The 23373-nt window shown below is 72.9% G+C and carries 19 protein-coding genes and 1 pseudogene; 15 read left to right on the top strand and 5 right to left on the bottom strand.

All coding sequences use genetic code 11. From position 1 onward, the window contains the following. Window positions 1-148 precede the first annotated feature (148 nt). The 5 genes from MMF93_RS05060 to metK all read left to right on the top strand — a co-directional run bounded on the left by MMF93_RS05060 (window position 149) and on the right by metK (window position 4458). A complete protein-coding gene (locus tag MMF93_RS05060; RefSeq protein ID WP_114015655.1) occupies window positions 149-472 on the top strand; it encodes an integration host factor in 324 nt (107 codons plus the stop codon). Between the two features lie 37 nt (window positions 473-509). Then, window positions 510-1106 (top strand): guanylate kinase, encoded by a 597-nt coding sequence (gene gmk, locus MMF93_RS05055; protein WP_242749860.1) that lies wholly within the window; start codon window positions 510-512, stop codon window positions 1104-1106. Between the two features lie 104 nt (window positions 1107-1210). Beyond that, on the top strand, window positions 1211-1489 hold the full coding sequence (rpoZ, locus tag MMF93_RS05050; protein ID WP_114020647.1) for a DNA-directed RNA polymerase subunit omega: 279 nt from the start codon (window positions 1211-1213) through the stop codon (window positions 1487-1489). 94 nt (window positions 1490-1583) lie between these two features. Then, window positions 1584-2855 carry a bifunctional phosphopantothenoylcysteine decarboxylase/phosphopantothenate--cysteine ligase CoaBC gene (gene coaBC / locus MMF93_RS05045; protein WP_242749859.1) on the top strand — a complete coding sequence of 424 codons (1272 nt, stop codon included), beginning with the start codon at window positions 1584-1586 and terminating at the stop codon, window positions 2853-2855. 394 nt (window positions 2856-3249) lie between these two features. Further along, window positions 3250-4458 carry a methionine adenosyltransferase gene (gene metK, locus MMF93_RS05040; protein WP_114015652.1) on the top strand — a complete coding sequence of 403 codons (1209 nt, stop codon included), beginning with the start codon at window positions 3250-3252 and terminating at the stop codon, window positions 4456-4458. Window positions 4459-5056: 598 nt separating this feature from the next. Here the strand turns inward: metK and MMF93_RS05035 are convergent. From MMF93_RS05035 to MMF93_RS05020, 4 genes are read right to left on the bottom strand one after another with little or no spacing between them, the layout of a single operon-like run. Then, window positions 5057-6364: a hypothetical protein gene (locus tag MMF93_RS05035; protein WP_242749858.1), complete on the bottom strand. Its 1308-nt coding sequence runs from the start codon at window positions 6362-6364 to the stop codon at window positions 5057-5059. A gap of 34 nt (window positions 6365-6398) precedes the next feature. Next, on the bottom strand, window positions 6399-8378 hold the full coding sequence (locus MMF93_RS05030; protein WP_242749857.1) for a hypothetical protein: 1980 nt from the start codon (window positions 8376-8378) through the stop codon (window positions 6399-6401). Further along, window positions 8375-9118, bottom strand: a complete 744-nt coding sequence (locus MMF93_RS05025; RefSeq protein ID WP_242749856.1) for a toll/interleukin-1 receptor domain-containing protein — start codon at window positions 9116-9118, stop codon at window positions 8375-8377. Before MMF93_RS05025 ends, MMF93_RS05030 begins: the two co-directional genes overlap by 4 nt. 41 nt (window positions 9119-9159) lie before the next feature. After that, window positions 9160-10446 carry a helix-turn-helix domain-containing protein gene (locus tag MMF93_RS05020; RefSeq protein ID WP_242749855.1) on the bottom strand — a complete coding sequence of 429 codons (1287 nt, stop codon included), beginning with the start codon at window positions 10444-10446 and terminating at the stop codon, window positions 9160-9162. A 213-nt stretch (window positions 10447-10659) separates the two neighbouring features. Here MMF93_RS05020 and MMF93_RS05015 point away from each other — a divergent pair, with 213 nt between their 5' ends. The 4 genes and pseudogenes from MMF93_RS05015 to MMF93_RS05000 form a co-directional block, all read left to right on the top strand. Continuing rightward, complete coding sequence (locus MMF93_RS05015; RefSeq protein WP_242749854.1) at window positions 10660-11307, top strand: TetR/AcrR family transcriptional regulator; 648 nt, start codon at window positions 10660-10662, stop codon at window positions 11305-11307. A gap of 383 nt (window positions 11308-11690) precedes the next feature. After that, entirely contained in the window at window positions 11691-13868 is a 2178-nt protein-coding gene (locus tag MMF93_RS05010; RefSeq protein ID WP_274709424.1) for a primosomal protein N', read from the top strand. A gap of 532 nt (window positions 13869-14400) precedes the next feature. After that, the gene (locus MMF93_RS05005) at window positions 14401-15306 is read left to right on the top strand and encodes an alpha/beta hydrolase (protein WP_242757261.1); all 906 of its coding nucleotides are present in this window, start codon (window positions 14401-14403) and stop codon (window positions 15304-15306) included. 34 nt (window positions 15307-15340) lie between these two features. Further along, window positions 15341-15696, top strand: a pseudogene (locus MMF93_RS05000) (IS5/IS1182 family transposase); the annotation flags it as partial. Window positions 15697-15711: 15 nt separating this feature from the next. Here MMF93_RS05000 and MMF93_RS04995 read toward each other — a convergent pair. Beyond that, window positions 15712-16344 (bottom strand): hypothetical protein, encoded by a 633-nt coding sequence (locus MMF93_RS04995; protein ID WP_242749853.1) that lies wholly within the window; start codon window positions 16342-16344, stop codon window positions 15712-15714. A 393-nt stretch (window positions 16345-16737) separates the two neighbouring features. Here MMF93_RS04995 and fmt point away from each other — a divergent pair, with 393 nt between their 5' ends. The 6 genes from fmt (at window position 16738) to MMF93_RS04965 (ending at window position 23303) form a co-directional block, all read left to right on the top strand. Beyond that, entirely contained in the window at window positions 16738-17700 is a 963-nt protein-coding gene (gene fmt, locus MMF93_RS04990; RefSeq protein ID WP_242749852.1) for a methionyl-tRNA formyltransferase, read from the top strand. A gap of 157 nt (window positions 17701-17857) precedes the next feature. Next, window positions 17858-19396 carry an RsmB/NOP family class I SAM-dependent RNA methyltransferase gene (locus MMF93_RS04985; protein ID WP_242749851.1) on the top strand — a complete coding sequence of 513 codons (1539 nt, stop codon included), beginning with the start codon at window positions 17858-17860 and terminating at the stop codon, window positions 19394-19396. A 222-nt stretch (window positions 19397-19618) separates the two neighbouring features. Next, the gene (gene rpe / locus MMF93_RS04980) at window positions 19619-20335 is read left to right on the top strand and encodes a ribulose-phosphate 3-epimerase (protein ID WP_242749850.1); all 717 of its coding nucleotides are present in this window, start codon (window positions 19619-19621) and stop codon (window positions 20333-20335) included. 133 nt (window positions 20336-20468) lie between these two features. Beyond that, a complete protein-coding gene (locus MMF93_RS04975) occupies window positions 20469-21467 on the top strand; it encodes a sugar-binding transcriptional regulator (protein WP_242749849.1) in 999 nt (332 codons plus the stop codon). Window positions 21468-21533: 66 nt separating this feature from the next. Next, window positions 21534-22010 (top strand): cation:proton antiporter regulatory subunit, encoded by a 477-nt coding sequence (locus MMF93_RS04970; protein ID WP_242749848.1) that lies wholly within the window; start codon window positions 21534-21536, stop codon window positions 22008-22010. A gap of 39 nt (window positions 22011-22049) precedes the next feature. After that, window positions 22050-23303: a cation:proton antiporter gene (locus tag MMF93_RS04965; protein WP_242749847.1), complete on the top strand. Its 1254-nt coding sequence runs from the start codon at window positions 22050-22052 to the stop codon at window positions 23301-23303. Window positions 23304-23373 lie beyond the last annotated feature (70 nt).

Raw genomic sequence — 23373 nt, 5'->3', positions numbered from 1 at the left:
TGTTCTCGCTGACTCCTGGCCTCACTGCCGCTAGTCTCCGTCGAGAGCACCGCGCACAAGCGCGTTGCTCGTTGCTCCGCAGGTGGGGGAGCAGTAGGTTTCCTCACCGATCCGTATCCGACAGTTCGACATCCGAGGTGACGTAGGCGTGGCTCTTCCGCCCCTTACCCCTGAACAGCGCGCAGCCGCGCTCGAAAAGGCCGCCGCGGCTCGCCGGGAGCGCGCCGAGGTCAAGAACCGGCTCAAGCATTCCGGTGCGTCCCTGCACGAGGTCATCCAGCAGGGCCAGAAAAACGATGTGATCGGCAAGATGAAGGTCTCCGCTCTCCTGGAGTCCCTCCCCGGCGTCGGCAAGGTCCGGGCCAAGCAGATCATGGAGCGCCTGGGGATCTCCGAGAGCCGCCGCGTCCGCGGTCTCGGCTCCAACCAGATCGCCGCCCTGGAGAAGGAGTTCGGCGGGAAGGCCGCCTGAGGTCTCAGGCACTCCCGTTAACCGGGATAATCACTGCATGAGTTCTGCAGTTCCCCGGGGGGAGACCCCGGCACCCCCGGTCGGCACGTCGCGGCTGACCGTGCTCTCCGGTCCCTCCGGGGTCGGCAAGAGCACGGTCGTCGCCCACATGCGCAAGGCCCACCCCGAAGTCTGGCTCTCCGTCTCCGCCACCACCCGCAAGCCGCGGCCCGGCGAGCGTCACGGGGTGCAGTACTTCTTCGTCGACGACGAGGAGTTCGACAAGCTCGTCGCCAACGGTGAGCTGCTCGAATGGGCGGCGTTCGCGGGAAACCGCTACGGCACCCCCCGGCAGGCGGTGCTGGAGCACCTGGAGCGGGGAGAGCCCGTCCTCCTGGAGATCGACCTGCAGGGGGCGCGGCTCGTCAAGCAGTCCATGCCCGAGGCGCAGCTGGTCTTCCTCGCACCACCCAGCTGGGACGAGCTGGTCAGGCGACTGACCGGCCGGGGTACCGAGGCGCCCGAGGTCATCGAGCGCAGGCTGGCCGCGGCCCGTACCGAGCTGGCCGCCGAGGCCGAGTTCGACCGGACCCTGGTCAACACCTCCGTCGAGCAGGTCAGCGCCGAGCTGCTAGCCTTGATGCGTATCGATTGACCCGCAGCCTCGGCTGTGCCTGCCGCGCAGCGTGCGGACGCGTGCCGCGCCGCTGCTCGCACGGCGATCGATCCCCTCTTCATTCACCCTTCGGAAGGCAGAGAGTGTCCTCTTCCATCACCACGCCCGAGGGCATCATCAACCCGCCGATTGATGAGCTGCTCGAGGCCACCGACTCCAAGTACAGCCTCGTGATCTACGCCGCCAAGCGCGCGCGCCAGATCAACGCGTACTACTCCCAGCTCGGTGAGGGCCTCCTCGAGTACGTGGGCCCCCTGGTGGACACCCACGTGCACGAGAAGCCGCTCTCCATCGCGCTCCGCGAGATCAACGCCGGCCTCCTCACCTCCGAGGCCATCGAGGCTCCGCCGGTCGGTCAGTGACCAGTCGGTAGCACTTCCACCAGGGGCCCGGCAGCGCGACTGCCGGGCCCCTGGTGTGTCATAGGGGCACCAGGACGCGCGTGGGGAGAGACGAGTGACGCAGGAGCGGGACGAGGCAGCCGGGGCACCCGGCGCGGGCGGCGGCCGGCAGGCCAGGCCGAAGGTCGTACTCGGCGTCAGCGCAGGCATCGCCGCCTACAAGGCGTGCGAGCTGGCCCGGCGCTTCACCGAGAGCGGCCACGAGGTGCGTGCCGTCCCCACCCGGTCGGCGCTCCACTTCGTCGGGGCCGCCACCTGGTCGGCGCTGACCGGCAACCCCGTCGCCACCGAGGTGTGGGAGTCCGTCCACGAGGTGCCCCACGTGCGCATCGGGCAGCACGCCGACCTGGTGGTCGTCGCGCCCGCCACCGCCGATCTGCTGGCCAAGGCCGCCCACGGCCTGGCCGACGACCTGCTCACCAACACCCTGCTGACCGCACGATGTCCCCTCGTCTTCGCCCCCGCGATGCACACGGAGATGTGGGAGCACCCCGCCACCCAGGAGAACGTCGCCACGCTGCGCCGCCGTGGCGCCGTGGTCATCGAGCCCGCCGTCGGCCGGCTGACCGGCAAGGACACCGGCAAGGGGCGGCTGCCCGACCCGGACGCGCTCTTCGACGTCTGCCGCCGGGTGCTCGCCCGGGGCGCGGCGGGCGCGGGATGCGACCTCGCCGGGCGCCACGTCGTCGTCAGCGCGGGCGGCACCCGGGAGCCCCTCGACCCGGTGCGCTTCCTCGGCAACCGCTCCAGCGGCAAGCAGGGCTACGCCCTCGCCCGTACGGCCGCCGCGCGCGGCGCTCGGGTGACGCTCGTCTCCGCCAACAGCGCGCTGCCGGAACCCGCGGGCGTGGACCTCGTCCGCGTCGGCAGCGCGAGGGAACTGCGCGAAGCGGTGACCGAGGCGGCGGCCGACGCGGACGCGGTGGTGATGGCCGCCGCCGTCGCCGACTTCCGCCCCGCCTCCTACGCCGACGGAAAGATCAAGAAGAAGGACGGCCAGGACCCCGAGCCGCTGGCGCTGGTCCGCAACCCGGACATCCTGGCCGGTCTCTCGGCGGACCGCCCCCGTGCCGGGCAGGTGGTGGTCGGCTTCGCGGCAGAGACCGACGACGTGCTGGCGCACGGCCGCGCCAAGCTCGCCGCCAAGGGCTGCGACCTGCTGGTCGTCAACGAGGTGGGCGAGTCGAAGACCTTCGGTGCCGAGGAGAACGAAGCCGTCGTGCTGGGCGCCGACGGGAGCGAGACCGCCGTGCCCCACGGGCCGAAGGAGGCCCTCGCCGAGACCGTGTGGGACCTGGTCGCGCGGCGCTTCCCCGGCCGGGGGTGAGCGGCTGGGCCCCGAGTCCCCGGCCAGCGGTGAGCGGCTGGGCCCCGAGGCGCGGGGGCACCGTCCGGAACCGGAGCTTCCGGCCCCTCGGCGGGCCTGATCCGACGCCCGCCCGAGTGGGCCGGAAGTCGTCGAACGTCGTCGAACGGGGCCGGAAGGGCGCTCTTGACCCCGGCGGCGACTGACCGACACGCCCTGACATGTCGGCATCTTCCACCCGGTTACGGTGGCGAGCGAGTTCGAATTGGGCAGGTCACAGTCGTCTCGTAGTTCGAGAGTCCGTGATTGGATACCGGCGGAGATGGATAAACTGGCCGCGGACCGTGCTTGGGCGCAGCCCCCGACCGGTCCGCCCCATGTTCAGCCAGCAGCCGCTGCAACCCCAGGGAGCGATGTGTCGCGCCGCTTGTTCACCTCGGAATCCGTGACCGAGGGTCACCCTGACAAGATCGCTGACCAGGTCAGCGACACGATCCTCGACGCACTCCTCAAGGAGGACCCGCACTCCCGGGTCGCCGTCGAGACGCTGATCACCACCGGTCTCGTCCACGTGGCCGGTGAAGTGACGACCAAGGCCTACGCGCCGATTTCCACCCTCGTGCGCAACAAGATCCTCGAGATCGGTTACGACTCGTCGAAGAAGGGCTTCGACGGCGCCTCCTGCGGCGTCTCCGAGTCCATCGGCGCCCAGTCGCCCGACATCGCGCAGGGCGTCGACAGCGCCTACGAGCGCCGCGTCGAGGGCGATGAGGACGAGCTCGACGAGCAGGGCGCGGGCGACCAGGGCCTGATGTTCGGCTACGCCTGCGACGAGACCGCCGAGTTCATGCCGCTGCCCATCACCCTGGCGCACCGGCTCTCCGAGCGGCTCTCGACCGTCCGGAAGAACGGGACGATCCCGTACCTGCGCCCCGACGGCAAGACCCAGGTCACCATCGAGTACAACGGCGACAAGGCCGTGCGCCTGGACACCGTGGTGGTCTCCTCCCAGCACGCCGCCGACATCGACCTCGACTCGCTGCTGGCACCCGACATCCGCGAGTTCGTCGTGGAGCCGGAGCTCAAGGCCCTCGTCGACGAGGGCATCAAGCTCGACACCGAGGGTTACCGCCTGCTGGTCAACCCGACGGGACGGTTCGAGATCGGCGGCCCGATGGGTGACGCGGGACTGACCGGACGCAAGATCATCATCGACACCTACGGCGGCATGGCCCGGCACGGTGGCGGTGCGTTCTCCGGCAAGGACCCGTCCAAGGTGGACCGCTCCGCCGCCTACGCCATGCGCTGGGTCGCCAAGAACGTCGTGGCCGCGGGGCTCGCCTCCCGCTGCGAGGTCCAGGTCGCCTACGCCATCGGCAAGGCCGAGCCGGTCGGTCTCTTCGTGGAGACCTTCGGCACGGCGACCGTCGACACCGAGAAGATCGAGCAGGCCATCTCGGACGTCTTCGACCTCCGCCCGGCGGCGATCATCCGCGACCTCGACCTGCTGCGCCCCATCTACGCGCAGACGGCCGCCTACGGTCACTTCGGCCGCGCGCTCCCCGACTTCACCTGGGAGCGCACCGACCGCGTGGAGGCTCTCCGCAAGGCGGCCGGGATCTAGTTCCCGGCCGCGTGGTGCGGGGCCTGCGGGGCCGCCCTGCCCGTGCCGGGCAGGGGCGGGCTTCGGCCCGGCCCCTCGTCCCGTCCCGCCTCCCGTCCCCGGCGATCCCGCCGGGACGGTAGCCGGTCGGGACGGCGGCCCGTCGGGGTTCGCCCCCGCGCCGACCGTCTCCATCCGCCGAGCCCACACCGGAGGCCCGGCACCCCATGCTGGCGGGGTGCCGGGCCTCCGGCATGGGCGCCTGCCGGCGTGCGGGGCGTATGCGCACGGGAGTGCGGGCCTCGGGCGTGCGGGTTTCGCACGGGGGTGCGGCCTTGGGTATGCGGGCCGCGGGCGTGCGCACTGTGCGCGTGAGACGGGCGTGCGTCTGTGCGCGTGAGAGATGCGCGGCCCGGTGCGTTGGCGGGCGGTATATGCCTCGCCCACTTCGGGCCGCGGCCCCTACGCTGACCGTGGACGCGCCCGGTGCGCAGGCGGGGGCTACTTCCCATTTGAGTGATCTCTTCGCGGGTTCGAATCCCGTCGCCGGTCCCTCCCCGGGGCCGGTGTGGCCGAGCGGCCCAAGGCGATGGCAGGGCTTTGCCCGCGCCTCTGCCGGTCAGAACTCGGGCGCGTCCAGTGTGTCGTCGTCGACCCCTCCCGGCGTGGCCGGCGTGCCCGGTGTGCTCGGGGTGTCTGGTGCGCCCTGTGTGCCCGGTGTGCCCTGTGTGCTCGACGAGGTCGGTGTACCCGGCGGGGCCGGCTCCTGTGCCGCGGGGTCGAAGCGTTGCCGGATGGCCTCGCTGGCTCCCTCCCGCGCGATCTTGGCTGCGCCCTCGTGCAGCGCTCTGGCCAGTACGCCCGCGTCCGGGTCGCCGGCCCGGACCTCCATCGCCGCCAGCAGGTCCGTGAAGACCTCCACCGGTGAGGGCGCCACATCCTCGTTCGTCTCGAACCCGGCTTCGAGCGGTGCACCGAACGGAGGAGCACCTCCCGGCACGCTTCCGGCGAAGTGCCCGTGGCCGTGCTCGCCGACGTGCCCGTGCCCGTTGACATGGCCGGCCGGGTCGCCGTCGTGGCGTCCGTTCAGGCAGCCGTTCGCAGCCGGTGCGGGCCCCTCCGGGACGCCGGTCGGGTGCGGCACCAGGTGGGCGTAGCGCTCGGGGACCTCCTCGTTGTTCGCCGCAGAGGTCAGCTGGGCGAGCACGCCGAGATCGTCGACGGTCTTGCGGATCTGCTCGTCGTTCTTGGTGAGCCACCACACCACGGCGCTGCCGGTGTCGTGGAGTACGTCGTTGCCCAGGCACTCGCGGCGATCCCGCTCGTACCGGCGCTCGTGCGCCCACAGCGTCTCGTCCTTGCGGACCGCGGCCAGCTTGCGCAGCCGTACGGCGTCCGCCTCCGAGAGGGTGAGCGTCACGTTCTCCGCCATCGCGAGCACCCGCCCCTCGGGGTCGGCGCGCATGACCGCGAGCTCGCCGCTGAGCCGGTGCTGGGCCACCGAGCCGCGGTGCGGCTGCCACTGCTCGGTCACCTCGCGCGCCCTGTCCAGCACCGCGCTGACGGCCACCCCCGCGGGGCTGAAGGGAGCGCTGTTCTTGGGCTGCTCCTCGGGCCACCAGCGGATCGTGGCGGAGAACCTGAAATCGTAGTCCTGGGCCGCCGAGGGGAGCACCACGTCGGTGACGGTCTCCTCTCTGCGCTCGGGCGGATCGGTCGGCCGGTCGGGCTCGGCCGTGAACTCCTGGGCGAGCGGGTCGACGGGAGGGACGGCCCAGCGCCGCATGGCCAGGCAGGCGGACACGAAGGCGACCGCTGCCGTGCCCCAGGCCCAGGCCGGCCAGCGCAGGGCGAGGCCGGCGATGACCAGGACCAGGCCGAGAAGGACGGTGCAGAAGCCGGTCACCGTCTTGTGGCCAGAACTCATGGGGTCTCCTGACTCCTCTCGGTGCGCACGGCGCTCAGCGGGCGGCCGCGGGCGTAGGGGACGGGTGGGGGCGCGGCCCGGTTCCGGCGGCCTCCCAGAGGGCGTTCACGGTGTGCTGTCGTGCGGGGTCGCCCGCCGCCCAGGAGCAGGCGGCGGCGTAGACGGCTCCGAACGCCGCCCGCTGCCTGGCACACGCCGTGGCCAGCGCCCGCAGTGCGGCCCGGCGGGCGGCGGGCCGGGTGTGTGCCCGCTCCAGCCACGCTCGCAGGGCCTGTCGCCACCGCGGCGGGGGCAGGTGGGCGAGCGCGGCCGTCCAGTGGTCCGCCAGCAGCGTCGCCACCGTGGCGTCGCCCGTCATCCGGGCCGGATCGGCGACGTGAAGGAAGATGCCCAGGTCGCGGAGGCCTCGGGGCTCCTCACCCGGCGTGAGCCGCCTGAGCAGGCTGCGGTAGAGGCGGTCGTCGGAGTCGGTGATGCGGGCCAGCGCCTCACGGGCCGTGACGCGCACGCCCTGCTCCCGGTGCCGGCTCACGTGGCGCAGCCGGATCATGGCCTGGTCGGGGAAGCGCCGGGAGAGCACCTCGGAGCACACGCCGATCACGACGTGGGCGCGGTGGGCCGGCAGCGCGGCGTCCTGGGCCCATCTGTAGAGCTGTTGCCTGAAGTGGCTGCCGTACCGCGCGTGGACCACACCCTCTCCCAGCGCTCTGGCCGCCATCGTCAGCTCCTCCTGCGAGGCGGACGGCCGGGACCAGCGCTCAGCCAGTGCCGCCAGACCGTCCGGGGGCCCGGTGCGCAGGCGCTCGTGCGCGAAGCGGGTGACCAGTTCGAGCCGGTCGGCGCGCTCCAACGCCGTGAAGCCCGGTGCCGCGCGGAGCCAGTCGGCCAGCGGTCCGCGCAGCTGCGGATAGTTGTCCCAGAACCAGCGGCGTACGCCGGCGTCGTAGCCTGCCACCGTGAAGCGGACGCGGCCCCGGTGGGCTGCCGCCTTGATCTCGGTGAGCCGGGCGGTCAGCGTGCGGTGGTGCAGCAGGGGCGTGGCCACTTCGGGGTGTTCGACCGCCCGGGCGAGCCGGACGGCGGCCTCGTGGACCGTGTCGGTACGTGCCCCGTGCAGCAGCGCCGTCGTCAGCAGGAGGGCACGCTGCGCACCGCTGTCCAGCCCGGACAGGTGCGTTTCGACGTCCTGCGCCCCCTGAGCGCGTGTGGCGAGAGCTGTTTTGAGCCAGGTGGCGAACTGGGACCCTGGCGGGGCGCCCTCCCGGGCGGCCCTGATGTCCTCGCTCAGGTCCGCCGTCTGGGCCATGGTGGCTGTCCTCAGCTCGTGCTCCAGCTCGGGCACGGCCACCTCGGCCCGCCGGACGCGGATGCCCCCCTCGCGCAGGTGTGCTTGGAGTACGGCGGCCGGGTCGGGGCGCTCGAGTCCGACGACGAGCCCGCGGAAGACGTGCTCGAACCCCGCCCGCCACTGGACCGGCAGGACGACGGCCAGCCAGGCGTCGCACGCCCGCACGACCTTGAGGAACCAGGGCAGCTCCGCCATGAAGGTCTCATAGCGGCGCGAGGGGACCGCGGACAGGTCGAGCAGCAGGGCGGCTCCCCGCTCCACCTGTTCCCGGTCCAGGGCGCGGCCCGCGGTATCGCCCTCCTCCGCCTGGTCGACGAGCTCACGGAACCGCCGGCTGCCCTGCGGGAGCTGACACAGGAAGACCTTCGCCGCCGCACGGGCGCCGTGTCCGCGGCCTGCCGTGAGCATGACGGCGTGCTTGTCCTCCAGCAGCTCACGGGCCCGGTCGCTGCCCGCGGGGTCCACGAACCGCCGCCGCAGCGCGCGGAGTTCCTCCACGGCGATCTGACGGGGATCGCGGCCGCTGCGGTCGGACGACGCGGACGCCCTGATGTCCCCGTAGGAGAGCCCGTAGTAGATGTGCTGGTCGCCCGGGCCCGTGTGGAGCGGACCGCGTGCGTCCGCCACGTGGCTGGAGGAGTTGGACGAGGCGGATGGAGTGGTCATCGCCGCTCCCCGAACCGGTGCCGCACGCCCCCCTTGTTGTCGCCGCTGACGTAGGTGGCGCCTTCGCCCTCCAGGTGCGGCTGGTGCACGTGCTGCGCCGCCGGACCGGTGTTGAGAGGACCGTGCGCGTCGCGGATCACCGTGGAGGTGACGCCTCCGGTGATGTCGCGGGCCTGGATGTGGCCGTCACCGTCGCCCGTGACCGTGTTGGCGGTGGAGCCGTCACCGGCGGGGTGTGCGGAGGGTTCGGCGGCGCTGTCTTCCTCCAGACCCGGGACCAGCTCCGAGAGCACCTCGGCGATCCTGCCGAGGTCCGTCGACGCCTGCTGGTGGTCGTAGCGCAGGGACTGCACGTAGGCGAGCCGGGCCAGCGGCTGGGGGAGCGTCGCGGCCTTGAGGCGTTCCGTCCGGCGTCCGATGAGTACGGGAACGACCAGCGTTCCCTCCATAAGGGCTTCCAGGATCTCCTTGCGCACCCAGTCCTCGGCGTCATCGAGCGCCCTGCGCCCGGGACGGGCCGGATCGGGGGCGTCCAGCCAGCCGGGACCGATCAGGGCGAGGAGGGCGTCGCTGCGGCGGACACCGGCGAGCAACTCGTCCGGGTAGAGCTGCCCCGGCTGAATGGACTCGCTCGCCCGGAAGACCAGCCCTTCGCCGAAGCGGTGCGACAGGTCGCGGGCGATGGTGGTGGCGGCCTGCTCACCGTCGCCGGTGCGGTAGTTGACGAAGACATGCGGCATGGCGGCTCCTTGTCGGGGTCGGAACGTGGGGCGAAGAAGGGTCAGATGTGGGTGGCCAGCCACGGAGCGAGCTCGCTCGCTGACCGGGTGGGGTGGCGCCGCAGGACGTGCGCGAGGCGGCGCAGGTCGGTTCTGATCGTCGCGGAGGCGACCGAGTCCGTCGCCGCTGTGAGGGACTGGACGAGCGCGCAGGCGTGGTCGACCTCGCCCGCGGCGGCGTGCGCGAGCGCCCGCCGTATGCCGTACCTGGCCTGTGACCTGAGCGCGTGCGCAGGGAGCGCGGCCGTCTGGCGGTCCAGCACCTGCGCGGCCTCGGCGGGCAGCCCCAGGTCGTACAGACACCAACCGGTGATCATGGAGACCGGGTCGGCCAGTGTGCTGCTGCCGATGACCGGGGTCTGGGACCGCGCGTCCTCGTCAGCCGACCTGGCGGCCGACGCGAGCAGCTCCCTGGCCGCGTCCAGATCGCGCATGCACGAGCGGCGGTCACCCGCCAGCGCGTGCCCCTGCGCCTCGCGCTGCGCCGCCAGCCCGCGCACCCGGTCACTCCCGGCCAGCCGCCGCGCCCGGCGGGCCAGTTCGACTGTCTGTGCCGCGTCGCCACGGTAGAGGGTGACCAGCGCGCGACGCACCAGCGCATACGCGGCCAGCCCGTGATCGCCGCCCTCCTCGGCGAGTTCCACCGCGCGGTCCGTCCACCACAGGGCGCCACGCTCGTCACCGGTCTCCTGGACGAGCCAGCCGATGTACTCGGCGTAGCGGGACGCCAGCGACAGCAGCCCGTTCCTGGAGCGCAGGTCGGCCTGGTGCGCCAGCGAACGCAGCGTGTGCGTCTGCGCGATGAGCGGCGGGAGGACCAGGTGCGGGCCCGCGCTCTGGCCCAGTGAGCGGTAGTGGGCGAACAGGGAGCGTGCCGTGTGCAGGACCGTGCTGCTGTCGGTCCGCGGCGCCGGCCGTCCCAGCGGAACGACCGAGGCGGCACCAGCCGCCACCACGCTTCTGCGGGGCACCGACTCGAAAGAGGCGTCGCCCGTGGGGTCGAGGCGCATCAGCCAGGTCTCACCTTCGTCGGAAACGGGCTCGGGAGTCGGACTCGAAAGAGTGAAGGAGGGAGCGGAAGCCGCCAGGCTCCCGCCCGCATCCAGGGCCGTGTCGCAGAGCCGGGCCAGCTGAGTTGACGGGGCCTTGAGGCCTCGCTCGACCTTGCTCAACTGGCTCTTGCTGTAGTGGACGAGAGCGCTGAGCCGGCCGAGCGTGAACCCTCTGGCGAGGCGCAGCCGACGGAGTTCTGGTCCGAAACCGAGCGGCTGCCGGGGCTGCTGGAGCACTGCTGACCTCCGTGTCTCTCACTCCGGGCGGGTGCCCCTCGCCGCACTCAGCTTGGGGGCGCGCCCGCCCGGCCAACAAGGCGTGGGGGCCGTTTCCCGTTTCCCCCTGCGGAGCAGGCAACAGCAAGCGCGGTGCCGCGTCGAGACCGCCCGCGGAGCGGAGTGAGCACTTACTCCTTGACGGAGTGAGTGCTCACTCCGTACGCTCGGGGCATGAACGAATCACAGGCGAGGCGCAGGGCGCCCGCGATGGACCCGGAACAGCGGCGCGCGATGATCGTGGCGGCAGCACTCCCGCTCGTCGTCGAGTACGGACCGCTGGTGACGACCGCGAAGATCGCCCGCGCGGCCGGAATCGGCGAGGGCACCCTCTTCCGCGTCTTCACCGACAAGGAGGCACTGCTCGCCGCCTGTCTGGAAGAGGCGCTGCGGCCCGACGACACTCTCGCGCACCTCGAAGGGATCTCCCTCGACCAGCCGCTGCCGGACCGACTCACCCAGGCAGCCGAAGTCATGAGGGGCCACATGAACCGGATAGGGGATGTCGCCGGAGCCCTCGCCTCCGTCGGCAAGGCGGCGAGGCCGGCCGCCCCCGAGACCGCAGGCCCGGAGGAGACCCGGAACCGCCGCGAGGCCGGGCTGGCCGCACCCCGCGCCGCGCTCACCTCGCTCTTCGAGCCGGACCGCGCCGTGCTGCGCATGGCACCCGAACGGCTCGCCGACACCTTCCAGTTGCTGCTGATGAGCACGGGACGCCCCGGCGCCCCCCAGCCTCTGGAGGACGCGGAGCTCGTCGATCTCTTCCTGCACGGAGCTCTCACCGCCGGCCCGAAGCGCCCGGAGGAAGGCGGAGACGAATGAGCGGCGCGACCGTGCGAAACCCATGACGCCTGGCAGTCGCCCAGCTACTCCTGGGTACCCGCGGCCGGGCACCCGACGCGCCCCCGGCCACGTGACCGGCATGACGGGCACCCTGGGCGGTCTCCTTGCCACAACCGTTCTTCTGCCACCCGTGGCGTGGCTCCCCGTGGTCTCTCCACGGGCCGCTGGACGTGCTCGCTGGGGGCCGGCCGCGCACCGGCGCGAGAACGAGACCGCCAAGAGGACGAGTGGCGAGCCCGTGACGAGACGAATGGGAACCAAACCGTGATGTGCACAACTGCCACCGGCGTGGGGCAGCGCAGCAGCCCCGTGCCGGATCGACAACCGGCCGCCGGCTTCGGGCCGTCTGCGAAACTGAGCCGGTGAGCAGGGACAACGGCGGACCGGAGGACAGGCGCGAGCAGTCGCAGCAGCCCGAACAGGCCGAACAGCTCGCCCTCATCCGGGAGACGGTCCGCGAGCACAAGGCCCGGCCGCCCAGGGCGAAACCCCGCACCTGGCGGGGCGCCGAGCTCGCCACGCGGTTGCCGGTGGCGCGCGTGCTGGTCGACAAGGGACTCGTCCACCTCGACCGGTTCTTCGACTACGCCGTGCCCGCGGCGATGGACGAGGAGGCCCAGCCGGGCGTGCGCGTCCGGGTGCGGTTCGGCGCGGGAGAACGGGAAGGACGCCGCGAAGGCGGCGGCCTCATCAACGGGTTCATCGTGGAGCGCCGGGCCGACTCCGACTTCACGGGACGACTCGCCCCCCTCGCACAGGTCCTCTCACCCGAACCCGTCCTCACCCCCGAGCTGCTCCAGCTGTGCCGCTCGGTCGCGGACCGCTACGCGGGGTCGCTGGCCGACGTGGTCCAACTGGCCGTCCCACCGCGACGCGCGCGAGCCGAGAAGCAGGCTTCGCCACGCCGCCCACCCAGGCCGCGGGCCCCGGAACCCGGCGGCTGGTCCCGCTACCCGCACGGCCCCGCCTTCCTGCAGGCGCTCACCGACAAGTCCGCGCCTCGCGCGGTGTGGACGGCCCTGCCGGGCCCCCGCGACTGGGCCGACGAACTGGCCCGCGCCATGGCCACCACCCTCGCCTCCGGGCGCGGCGCACTGGCCGTGCTGCCCGATGGCAAGTCGGCCGCCCGGGTGGACGCGGCACTCACCGCGCTCGTCGGCGAGGGACAGCACGTGCTGCTGACCGCCGACGCCGGCCCCGAACCCCGGTACCGCCGGTGGCTGGCCGTCAGCCGCGGTGCGGTGCGCGCGGTCGTCGGCACCAGAGCGGCGATGTTCGCGCCGGTGCGCCGCCTCGGCCTGGCCGCGATCTGGGAGGACGGCGACTCCGGGCACAGCGAGGAGCGTGCCCCGCAGCCGCACGCCCGGGAGGTGCTGCTGCAGCGAGCCGTGACCGAAGGCGCGGCGTTCCTGCTCGGGGCGCACGGCTGCACGGTGGAGGCGGCGCAGTTGGTGGAGTCCGGATTCGCCCGTCCGCTGGCCGCCGACCGTGACACGGTGCGGGCCGTCATGCCCCGGGTCCGCACGGCCGGCGAGGGTGACGAGGGGCGCGACCCGGCCGCCCGCAGCGCCCGGCTCCCCAGCCTCGCCTGGCGCAGCGCGCGGGACGCGCTGGAGCACGGACCGGTGCTGGTCCAGGTGCCGCGCCGCGGATATGTGCCGAGGCTGGTGTGCGAGCGGTGCCGGGAGCCGGCCCGCTGCGCCCACTGTTCGGGGCCGCTGGAGGCGTCGGGGGAGGGCACGGCGCTGCGCTGCGGCTGGTGTGCGCGCGAGACCCCGCAGTGGCGCTGCCCCATGTGCGCGGGCACACGGTTGCGCGGCAGCGTCATCGGGGCCCGGCGCACGGCGGAGGAGCTGGGGCGGGCCTTCCCCTCGGTGCCGGTGCGGACCTCCGGTGGCGAGCACGTGCTGGAGTCGGTGCCGGCGCGCCCGGCGCTCGTGGTCGCCACCCCGGGGGCCGAGCCGGTGCCGGAGGGCGAGGACGGGTATGCGGCCGCCCTGTTGCTGGACGGCTGGGCGCTGCTGGGACGGCCCGACCTGCGTGCGGGCGAGGAGGCCCTGCGCCGCTGGCTGGGTGCCGCCTCACTGGTGCGTCCGCAGGGCGAGGGCGGCAGCGTGGTGCTCGTCGCCGAGGAGTCGATGCGCCCGGTCCAGGCTCTGGTGCGCTGGGACCCGGCCGGGCACGCGCTGCGGGAGCTCGCCGACCGGGCCGAGCTGGGCTTTCCCCCCGTCTCCCGGATGGCGGCGGTCACCGGCCCGCCCGAGGCAGTCGCCGCGTTGCTGGATTCCGCCCGGGAATCCGGACTGCCTCAGGGGGCTCAGGTGCTGGGCCCTGTGCCCCTGCCGGTACCGGCCTCCGGGCGACCGCGACGTCCCGGTGACCCGCCGCCGGGCCAACTCTGGGAGCGCGCGTTGGTCCGAGTGCCGCAGGGCAGTGGCGCCACGCTGGCGGCGTCGTTGAAAACCGCTCTGGCGGGGCGGCTGGCACGCAGGGAGGGCGCGGTGCCACACGTGCGGGTCGATCCGGTGGACATCGGCTGAGCCGGGCGCCCTGTCGGAAGCCCAGAGCGCCCTGTCGGAGTCCCCGAGCGCGCCGGCCACCTCGCGTGCACGTCCGTGTCGATGAACCCGGGCGCGACCGAGTGCGCCGCGATGCCCCGGGCGCACAGCTCCGTGGCGGGGTTGCGGGTGCGGTTGGCCGGGGCGCCCCTTGGTGTGGCGCCGTAGGGAATGGCCTCCGCCATCGGGGGGCCGGGCGGGTAGCCGGCGGCGCACGGGAGCCGGCGCCGGTAGTGCTCCTGGTCGAATCCGGGGGCCTGCCTGCGGTTACGGCACGAACGCGCGGGCGCGGTTCGGGTAGTCCGGACGGTCCGGTCACTCACGGCGCGCGGGCAGGACTTCGCGAGCCGCATGGCAGGGTGTTTCTGGGTCCACCCCTGCGGGGGTGCTGGACCGCTGGTGGGCCGAACGGGCCGTCTCTAGCGTCGAGTTCATGATGGAGGACACGAACGCAGAACGGAAAAGTGCCACCCGGCGGACGGCGCTGCGTGGGCTGGGACTCGCGGCGGGAGGCATGGCGCTGGCCACCGGGCTCGGAACCTCGCCGGCCGCGGCGGCCCCGCGTCGCGGACCCGGAACTTACGTGCTGGTGCACGGTACCCACAGCGCCGGCGCGTTCTGGATGCCGATCGCGCGGGAACTGGTGCTGCGCGGCCACCGCGTCGTCATGGTGGACCAGCCGCGGCACGGGGCGGAGGCTTTCGTGGCGGAGTCCTACCAGCGGCAGGACCTCACAGCGATGGCGGTCGAGCCCTCCCCGCTGAAGGGCCTCGGGCTGGACGACTACGAGGCGCGCGTCACGGGCATCGTGCGGCAGGCCGCACGGAACGGCCCGGTGGTGCTGGTCGGGCACAGCCTGGGTGGTGTGTCGGTCAGCCGTGTCGGTGACGCCGTCCCGCACCTGCTGCACCACATCTGCTACATGGCGGCCTTCTGTCCCAGCCGCGTCCTGCCCACGGCGGACGCCTGCACGGCGGCACCCGAGAACGCGAACGCCGTCAGCCCGGTGGAGCTGACGGTGGGCGACCCGGACCGGCTCGGGGTGTTGCGGCTGAACTTCCGTACGGGTGCCAGCGGTGAGTTGGCCCTCCTGAAGGAGATGATCTGCGCGGACTACCCTGACGCCGACTTCCGCCGGGTACTGGCCGGCATGCAGACCGACGAGCCCGTCGCCGCCTATGCGGGCCGAGCGGTCGGCCGGGCCGGCAACTGGGGACGCATTCCCCGCACGTACCTGCGTTTCGGCAGGGACCGTACGATCGCCACCGCGCTCCAGGACAGAATGATCGCCGAAGCCGACGCGTCCACACCCGGCAACAGCTTCCGCGTGCACGATTTCCCCGAGGCGTCACACGTGGGCCCGCTGGATCCCACCCCGGTTGCGGACGTCTTGGACACGCTCGCGGGGCAAGGGGACTAGGGCCTGTCCGGCGGATTATGTGACCTTCTGACTGATCGCTGTTCCCCGTCCATCGGGCGGGTGCCACCGAAGCCCGCCGGCTCATGTCAGCGGCGGCAAGGCAGACGGTTTCCGCCGCGACCGCAGGCACCTGCGAAGACGCCGAAGCAAGCACACGATCCCGGAGCCCAGGGGCCAGGCCGAGGGGCCGGCGGGCCGACCGCCGACGCAAGCGCGGGCGGCAGGCCCGCCGGGCGCGGGCAGGAGCACTACCGGCGCCGGAACGAAGTCGAGCGGACCATCGTCCGGTTCAAGAACTCCCGGGCGGTCACCGTCCGTTACGACAAGAGAGCCTATGTCGTCCGCGGCACAGTCACCGCAGCCGCGATCCGACTACGGCTCCGGCCATGATCCGCAGGGCAGGACCTAGCCGTTGCGGGGGGAGGGGAGTGCGCCGGGGCGCGGATCGTGGCGGTCGAGGCGCTCGTGGCGGGGGTCCCGCCGTGGCTCGGGCCGGGGCTCGGGGGGCGGGGCCGACGAGGCGGACTGCTGCGGTGGGATCGACCGGGCCACGGGCACGGCCGGACGCGGACCGGTCACCGCGCTGGGGGAGCCGGGCACAGGGCGGGGCCCGGCGGGTGCGACCGGTACGGCTTCCGGCTGCCGGGCGGCGGGCGCCTCGGTGTTCTCCGGGACACCTCGTGCGGTCCCGCGCCGGGAGGAACCGTACCTGCGGTGCACGGCCTGCTTGGTGACGCCCAGCGCCGAGCCCACGGCGTCCCAGGAGAAACCCAGTGAACGGTCGAAGTCGACGGCGGCGGTGACCAGCGTTTCGACGCTGTCGCGCAGCTCCTGGGCGAGCCTGACGGTCGGCGCGGGAGCGCGACCGTAGACGACGAAACCGGCGGAGGGGCCGGTGCGTCGGGGGCGATAGACGTTGCCGAGCTGCGCGGTGAGGGTGCGCAGCGCGTCCACCTGGCGGCGGACCCGCTCGATGTCCCGCACCAGAAGATGCAGGCTGGCCCGCGCCTGGGCGTCGTGCGTTGCGTGGTCGGCCATGAAGAAGCCTCTCGGACCGGCTGAAAGGGGGCGTTTCAGCTGTCGTGCTGGATGGGGGTGACTGGATATCTGGGTGACGGGGTGACGGGGTGACTGGGGCGTGAAGGGTGGTGGGGAAGAGGGGGAAGGAGAAAGGAGAGAAGAAAGGGGAGGGAGGGGGGAAGAGGGTGGTGGGAACGAGGCCGCGGCGCCTTCGCGGGGCGGGGCGGGGCGGCAACTCGATTCGGTCAATCTGACTTGACCAACGCGACGATGGGCCCTCGGGTCACGCTGCGGGGGCGTGGACGGAGCGTCGGCAGGGCGCGCGGGTGCCCGTACGCCCCCTCCGGCGCGGGCCTGACGATGACCGTAAACTGGGGCGTCTTTCCGCGCGTGAGAGGTAGTTCGCCACCGATGAGGCTCGTCTTCGCAGGCACACCAGAGGTCGCCGTTCCGGCGCTCGATGCCCTGATCGCTTCCGAGCGGCACGAGGTCGCCGCCGTGGTCACCCGGCCCGACGCGCGGGCGGGACGCGGCAGGCGGCTGGTGCCCAGCCCCGTGGCCCAGCGCGCGCAGGAGGAGGGCATCGAGGTACTCAAGCCCGCGCGCCCGCGGGACGAGGACTTCCTGGCGCGGCTGCGGGAGATCGGGCCCGACTGCGCGCCTGTCGTCGCCTACGGCGCGCTGCTGCCCCGCGTCGCGTTGGACGTTCCCGTCAAGGGCTGGGTCAACCTGCACTTCTCGCTGTTGCCTGCCTGGCGTGGCGCGGCGCCCGTGCAGCACGCGTTGCTCGCCGGGGACGAGATGAGCGGTGCCACCACCTTCCTCATCGAGGAGGGGCTGGACTCGGGCCCCGTCTACGGCGTGGTCACCGAGGAGGTGCGCGCCAGGGACACCAGCGGCGATCTGCTGACCCGGCTCGCGTTCGCGGGGGCGGGGCTGCTCGCCGCCACGATGGACGGCATCGAGGACGGCAGCCTTCAGGCGGTGCCGCAGCCGGAGGAGGGCATCTCACTGGCGCCGAAGATCAATGTGGAGGACGCCCGTATCGACTGGACCGCGCCCGCGCTCCGGGTCGACCGGGTGGTGCGCGCGTGCACGCCGGCGCCCGGAGCGTGGACCGTCTTCCGCGGCGAGCGGCTCAAGGTGCGCTCCCTGGCGCCGCTGTCCGCGACGGCCACGACCGCGGGCGGGGTCGCGGGCGGGGAGGAGCTGCCGCCGGGGGAGCTGAGGGCCGGCAAGAACGCGGTGCACGTGGGTACGGGGTCGCACCCGGTCGAGCTGGAGTGGGTGCAGCCACAGGGCAAGAAGCCCATGCGGGCGGCCGACTGGGCGCGGGGCAGCCGCATCGAAGAGGGCGCCGGGTTCGAGGCGTGACAGTTTCCGGTCTCCGACCCGCCGGTTCCGGTCTCCGACCCGCCGGTTCCGGTCTCCGATCCTCCGGTTCCGGTCTCCGACCCTCCGGACGCGGTGAGGGGGCGTGGGGTCGTAGGGTGGAGGTCTCGATCCCTCGTTACGCGGAGCACCTTCAGCTGTGAGCACCCCACCCCGTCACGGCGGTCAGCCGGGCAGGTCCACCACACCGGGAAGAACAGGTAAGACGGGCAAGGCAGGCCGGTCCGGCAAGGCGGGCAGGCCCGGGAAGCCGTACCGGCGGCCGCGCAAGGATCCGGTCCGCATCCTCGCCTTCGAGGCGTTGCGCGCCGTCGACGAACGCGACGCCTACGCGAACCTGGTGCTGCCGCCGCTGCTGAGGAAGGCCCGCGAGAAGGACCCCGACGAGGGCGGTCTGGACGCGCGGGACGCGGCGCTGGCCACGGAGCTGGTGTACGGCACGCTGCGGTGGCAGGGCACCTATGACGCGATCATCGCGGAGTGTGTCGACCGTCCGCTGCGCGAGGTCGACCCGCCGGTGCTGGACGTGCTCTCGCTGGGTGCCCACCAGCTGCTGGGCACCCGCATTCCGCAGCACGCCGCGGTGAGCGCCACGGTGGAGCTGGCCCGGGTGGTGCTGGGCGACGGGCGGGCGAAGTTCGTCAACGCGGTGCTGCGGCGGATCACCGCCGACGATCTGGACGGCTGGCTGGAGCGGGTGGCGCCGCCCTACGACGAGGACCCCGAGGAGCACCTGGCGCTGCGCCACGCCCACCCGCGGTGGGTGGTCTCCGCGCTCTGGGACGCGCTGCCGGCGCGGGCGCGGCAGGGTGGCGGCCGTGCGGACATCACCGCGCTGCTGGAGGCCGACAACGAGCGGCCGGAGGTCACGCTGGTGGCCCGCCCGGGCCGGGCGTCCGTCGAGGAGCTGAGTACCGGCGAGACGGCGCCGGGGCGCTGGTCGCCGTACGCGGTGCGGATGGCCGAGGGCGGTGAGCCCGGGGCGCTGGACGCCGTGCGTGAGGGCAGGGCGGGGGTGCAGGACGAGGGAAGTCAGCTCGTCGCGCTCGCTCTGGCCGACGCGCCCGTGGAGGGCGGGAGCGACCGGCACTGGCTGGACGTCTGTGCGGGTCCCGGCGGTAAGGCCGCCCTGCTGGGGGCGCTCGCGGCCGGGCAGGGGGCGACGTTGTTGGCGGCCGAGAAGCAGCCGCACCGTGCCCGGCTGGTGGCCCGTGCTCTTCAGGGCAATCCGGGGCCGTGGGCAGCGGTCAGCGCGGACGGGACGCGGCCTGCGTGGCGGCCGGGGAGTTTCGACCGGGTGCTGGTGGACGTGCCGTGTACCGGACTCGGCGCGCTGCGACGCAGGCCCGAGGCCCGGTGGCGGCGCACTCCCGAGGATCTGGTGGGGTTCGCCCCGTTGCAGCGCGGGCTGCTGCGGCAGGCGGTGGCGGCGGCCCGGGTGGGCGGTGTCGTCGCGTATGCGACGTGCTCGCCGCATCTGGCGGAGACCCGCGCCGTCGTCGACGACGTGTTGCGCGGGACGGAGAAGGATCCGCGCGGCCCGGCGGTCGAACTCCTGGACGCCCGTCCGCTGCTGCCCGGGGTACCGGAGCTGGGCGAGGGTCCTGACGTCCAGCTGTGGCCGCATCTGCACGGCACGGACGCGATGTACCTGGCGCTGCTGCGCCGCACGGCGTGAAGGCCGTTCGGCGTGCGCACCACGGCGTGGAAGCCGTTCGGCGTGCGCACCACGGCGTGGAAGCCGTTCGGCGTTCGCACCACGGCGTGAAGGCCGCGCGGCGTGGGAGCGACTGGGGCGTAAGGCCCCAGGGGGCGGCGGCGCCGCCAGGCAGGCGCGCCGTGGCCGCGGCGCTCCCCACCGAATGATCACTTCGAACGTCCACACGGAATACTGGTAACCATGGCTCAGATCAACCCCAGCATCCTGTCCGCCGACTTCGCGCGGCTCGCCGACGAGGCGGAGGCGGTCTCCGGCACCGGCGGCGCCGACTGGCTGCATGTCGATGTCATGGACAACCACTTCGTGCCCAACCTGACGCTGGGCGTGCCCGTCGTCGAGTCGCTGCGCAAGGCCACGGACACCCCGCTGGACTGCCACCTGATGATCGAGGAGCCGGACCGCTGGGCGCCGGCGTTCGTGGAGGCGGGCGCGGGTTCGGTCACCTTCCACGCGGAGGCGGCCGCGGCTCCGGTGCGGCTGGCGCGCGAGGTCCGCGCCGAGGGCGCCCGTGCGTCCATGGCGCTCAAGCCGGCCACCCCGATCGAGCCGTACGAGGACCTGCTGCCCGAGCTGGACATGCTGCTGGTGATGACGGTGGAGCCGGGCTTCGGTGGGCAGGCGTTCCTCGACATCATGCTGCCGAAGATCCGCCGCACCCGGCAGTTGATCGACAAGCACGGTCTGCAACTGTGGCTCCAGGTGGACGGCGGGGTCTCCGCCTCGACCATCGAGCGGTGCGCCGAGGCGGGTGCCGACGTGTTCGTGGCCGGCTCCGCGGTCTACGGTGCCGAGGACCCGGCGGAGGCGGTGCGCGCGTTGCGGCGGCAGGCGGAGCGGGCGGCGCAGGCGGGCCGTCCGGGTCAGGAGGAGGCCGGCCGCCCGGGCCAGGGGAGCTGAGGTGAACGCTGGGTGACCAGGGTCACGTTTGTCAGGGGATCTGCAAGGATGAACGCGCGGCGCGTACGTGCCGCCAGCGCGGACACGGCAAGACAGTGAGGTGAGAGCGGTGTCGTCGGGGCGAGCCACGCGAATGGGACCCGCCGAGCTCATGCAGGCGGCGGCGATGGCCCGCCGTTTCTATCTGGAGGGCAAGTCCAAGATTCAGATCGCGGACGAGTTCGGGGTGAGCCGCTTCAAGGTGGCCCGGGTTCTGGAGACCGCCCTCGAACGTGACCTGGTGCGCATCGAGATCAGGGTGCCGGCCGAGCTGGACGCCGAGCGTTCGGACGCGCTGCGGGCCCGCTTCGGGCTGCGGCACGCGGTCGTCGTCGAGTCGCCCACCGAGGCCGTCGACGACGCGGCGGACCCGGAGAACCTCGGCGAGGTCGCCGCCGACCTGCTGGGCGAGCTGGTCACCGACGGCGATGTGCTGGGTCTGGCCTGGGGGCGCTCCACCATCCACATGGCGACGGCGCTGCGCCAGCTGCCGCCGTGCACGGTGGTCCAGCTCACCGGTGTCTACGACGCGGGCACGGCCGACCGCGGTTCGGTGGAGGCCGTCCGCCGTGCCGCCGAGGTCGCGGGCGGGGAGGCGCACCCCATTTACGCGCCGATGCTGCTGCCGGACAGCTCCACCGCGGCAGCCTTGCGCCACCAGACGGGCATCGCCCGCGCTTTCGAATACTTCGACAAGGTGACCGTCGCCGCCGTCTCCATCGGCTCCTGGGAGCCGGGGATCTCCACGGTGCACGACATGCTCAGCGCCCGGGAGCGGGAGCACTACTCGTCGCTCGGGGTGGCCGCCGAGATGTCCGCGCACCTGTTCGATGCGCAGGGCCGGCGGATCGGCCGCGACCTGGGGGAGCGGTGCATCACCGTCGAGGCCGAGCGGCTGCGCCGGATCCCGGAGGTCGTGGCCATCGCCGGGGGGCACCGCAAGGCGGCCGCCGTCGGCGCCGTACTCCGCTCCGGACTGGTGACCAGCCTGGTGACGGACACCGCGGCCGCCGACTGGCTGCTGGCCGAGGAAGAACCGGGCCCCCGTCCGGCGTTGGAGCGTACGGATCCGGACAGCACCGCCGCTTCGTAGCAGTTCGCCGCAGGACGCTCAGCGGACCTGCGTAGTCCTCGTGGAAGGTTGAGAAGGGCAGCAGCCATGACGACCAAGAGCACCAAGCTGCCGGGGTTGGGCAAGCAGTACGACATCACCACCCGGACCGGGCGCCACATCTCGGTGGTCGCCCACCAGGACGGCCGCAGGTTCCTCGGTTTTCACCCGGAGGACGACCCGGACGCCTGTCTGGCCACGGTGCAGCTCGACAAGGAGGAGGCCGGCTCCCTGGCGGAGATCCTCGCTCCCGGCGAGAGCCCGCGGCTGGGCACCTGCGAGATGGAGATCGACCTGGTCACCGTCCGCATCCCGATGTCGGGGCAGTCCCCGTACAGCGGGGAGCCGCTGGGTGCCACCCAGGCGCGGAGCCGTACCGGCGCCTCCATCGTCGCGGTGCTGCGCCGTACCGGCGCGGTGCCCTCGCCGACGCCCGACTTCCGGCTGGAGGCGGGGGACACGCTCGTCGCCGTCGGGACCCGGGAGGGAGTGGACGAGCTGACACGCATCATTTCCGGCACCTGAGCCGCCGGGACAAGCCGCTGGACAACTGAAAGGCCCTTTGTGCACGACACCACCGTCCTGCTGATCGAACTCGGCGCCGTCATTCTGGGACTGGGGCTGGTAGGCCGCTTCGCCGGCCGTATCGGGCTCTCCCCGATCCCGCTCTACCTGCTGGGAGGTCTCGCCTTCGGGCAGGGGGGCCTCTTCCCGCTGACCGCCACCGAGGGGTTCATCGAGGTCGGTGCGGAGATCGGGGTGATCCTGCTCCTGCTGCTGCTCGGTCTGGAGTACAGCGCCTCGGAGCTGGTCACCAGTCTCAAGACCCAGTATCCGTCCGGCATCGTCGACTTCGCGCTCAACGCGGTGCCGGGCGCGGTGGCGGCGCTGCTGTTGGGCTGGGGCCCGGTCGCGGCGGTGGCGCTGGCCGGTGTCACCTGGATCTCGTCGTCCGGGGTGATCGCCAAGGTGCTCACCGACCTGGGCAGACTCGGCAACAAGGAGACGCCGGTCATCCTGGGTGTGCTGGTCATCGAGGACCTGTCGATGGCCCTCTACCTGCCGCTGCTGACGGCGCTGGTGGCCGGGCTCGGGCTGGCGGGCACGAGCGTGGCGATGCTGGTCGCGGTGGGTACGGTCGGCATCGTGCTGCTGGTGGCGCTGCGTTTCGGCCGGCACATCAGCCGCGCCGTCAGCTCGAACACCCCGGAGATGCTGCTGCTCGTGGTGCTGGGGCTCACCCTGCTGATCGCGGGCATCGCCGCGAAGCTCCAGGTCTCGGCGGCCGTCGGCGCGTTCCTGGTGGGTATCGCGCTCTCGGGTGAGACGGCCGAGAACGCGCGCAGCCTGCTCACGCCGTTGCGGGACCTGTTCGCCGCCGTCTTCTTCGTCTTCTTCGGGCTGAACACCGATCCCTCCCAGATCCCGCCCGTGCTGGTGCCCGCGCTGATCCTGGCCGTGGTCACCGCCGTCACGAAGGTGCTCACCGGCTGGTACGCGGCGGGGCGTGCGGGAGTGGGCGGCAAGGGGCGGCTGCGCGCGGGCGGGGCGCTGGTGGCGCGGGGCGAGTTCTCCATCGTGATAGCGGGGCTCGCCGCGGGCGTGGACTCGCGGATCACCCCGCTGGCGACCGCGTACGTGATGATCATGGTGGTCTTCGGCCCGCTGACCGCCCGCTGGACGGAGCCGGTGGTGCGCCGTCTGAAGGGGGTGGCCGACGCGCGCCGCACGCGCCGTGACGCCATGGCGGGGGAGCCCGCGTCCCCGCAGGCCGAGGTCGTCCCCGACCCGGTGAGCGGTGGCAGCCATGCTCCGTAATCAGCCAGTGCCGAACCGTGCTCCCCTTGTGCGATCCCACCACGGCGCGCTGTCCACTCCGGCGGATCCT

This window comes from Streptomyces tubbatahanensis, assembly GCF_022699385.1.
Taxonomy (GTDB): domain Bacteria; phylum Actinomycetota; class Actinomycetes; order Streptomycetales; family Streptomycetaceae; genus Streptomyces; species Streptomyces diacarni.
Note: the sequence above shows the minus strand (reverse complement) of the source record. Positions and strands in the feature narration are given on the sequence as shown.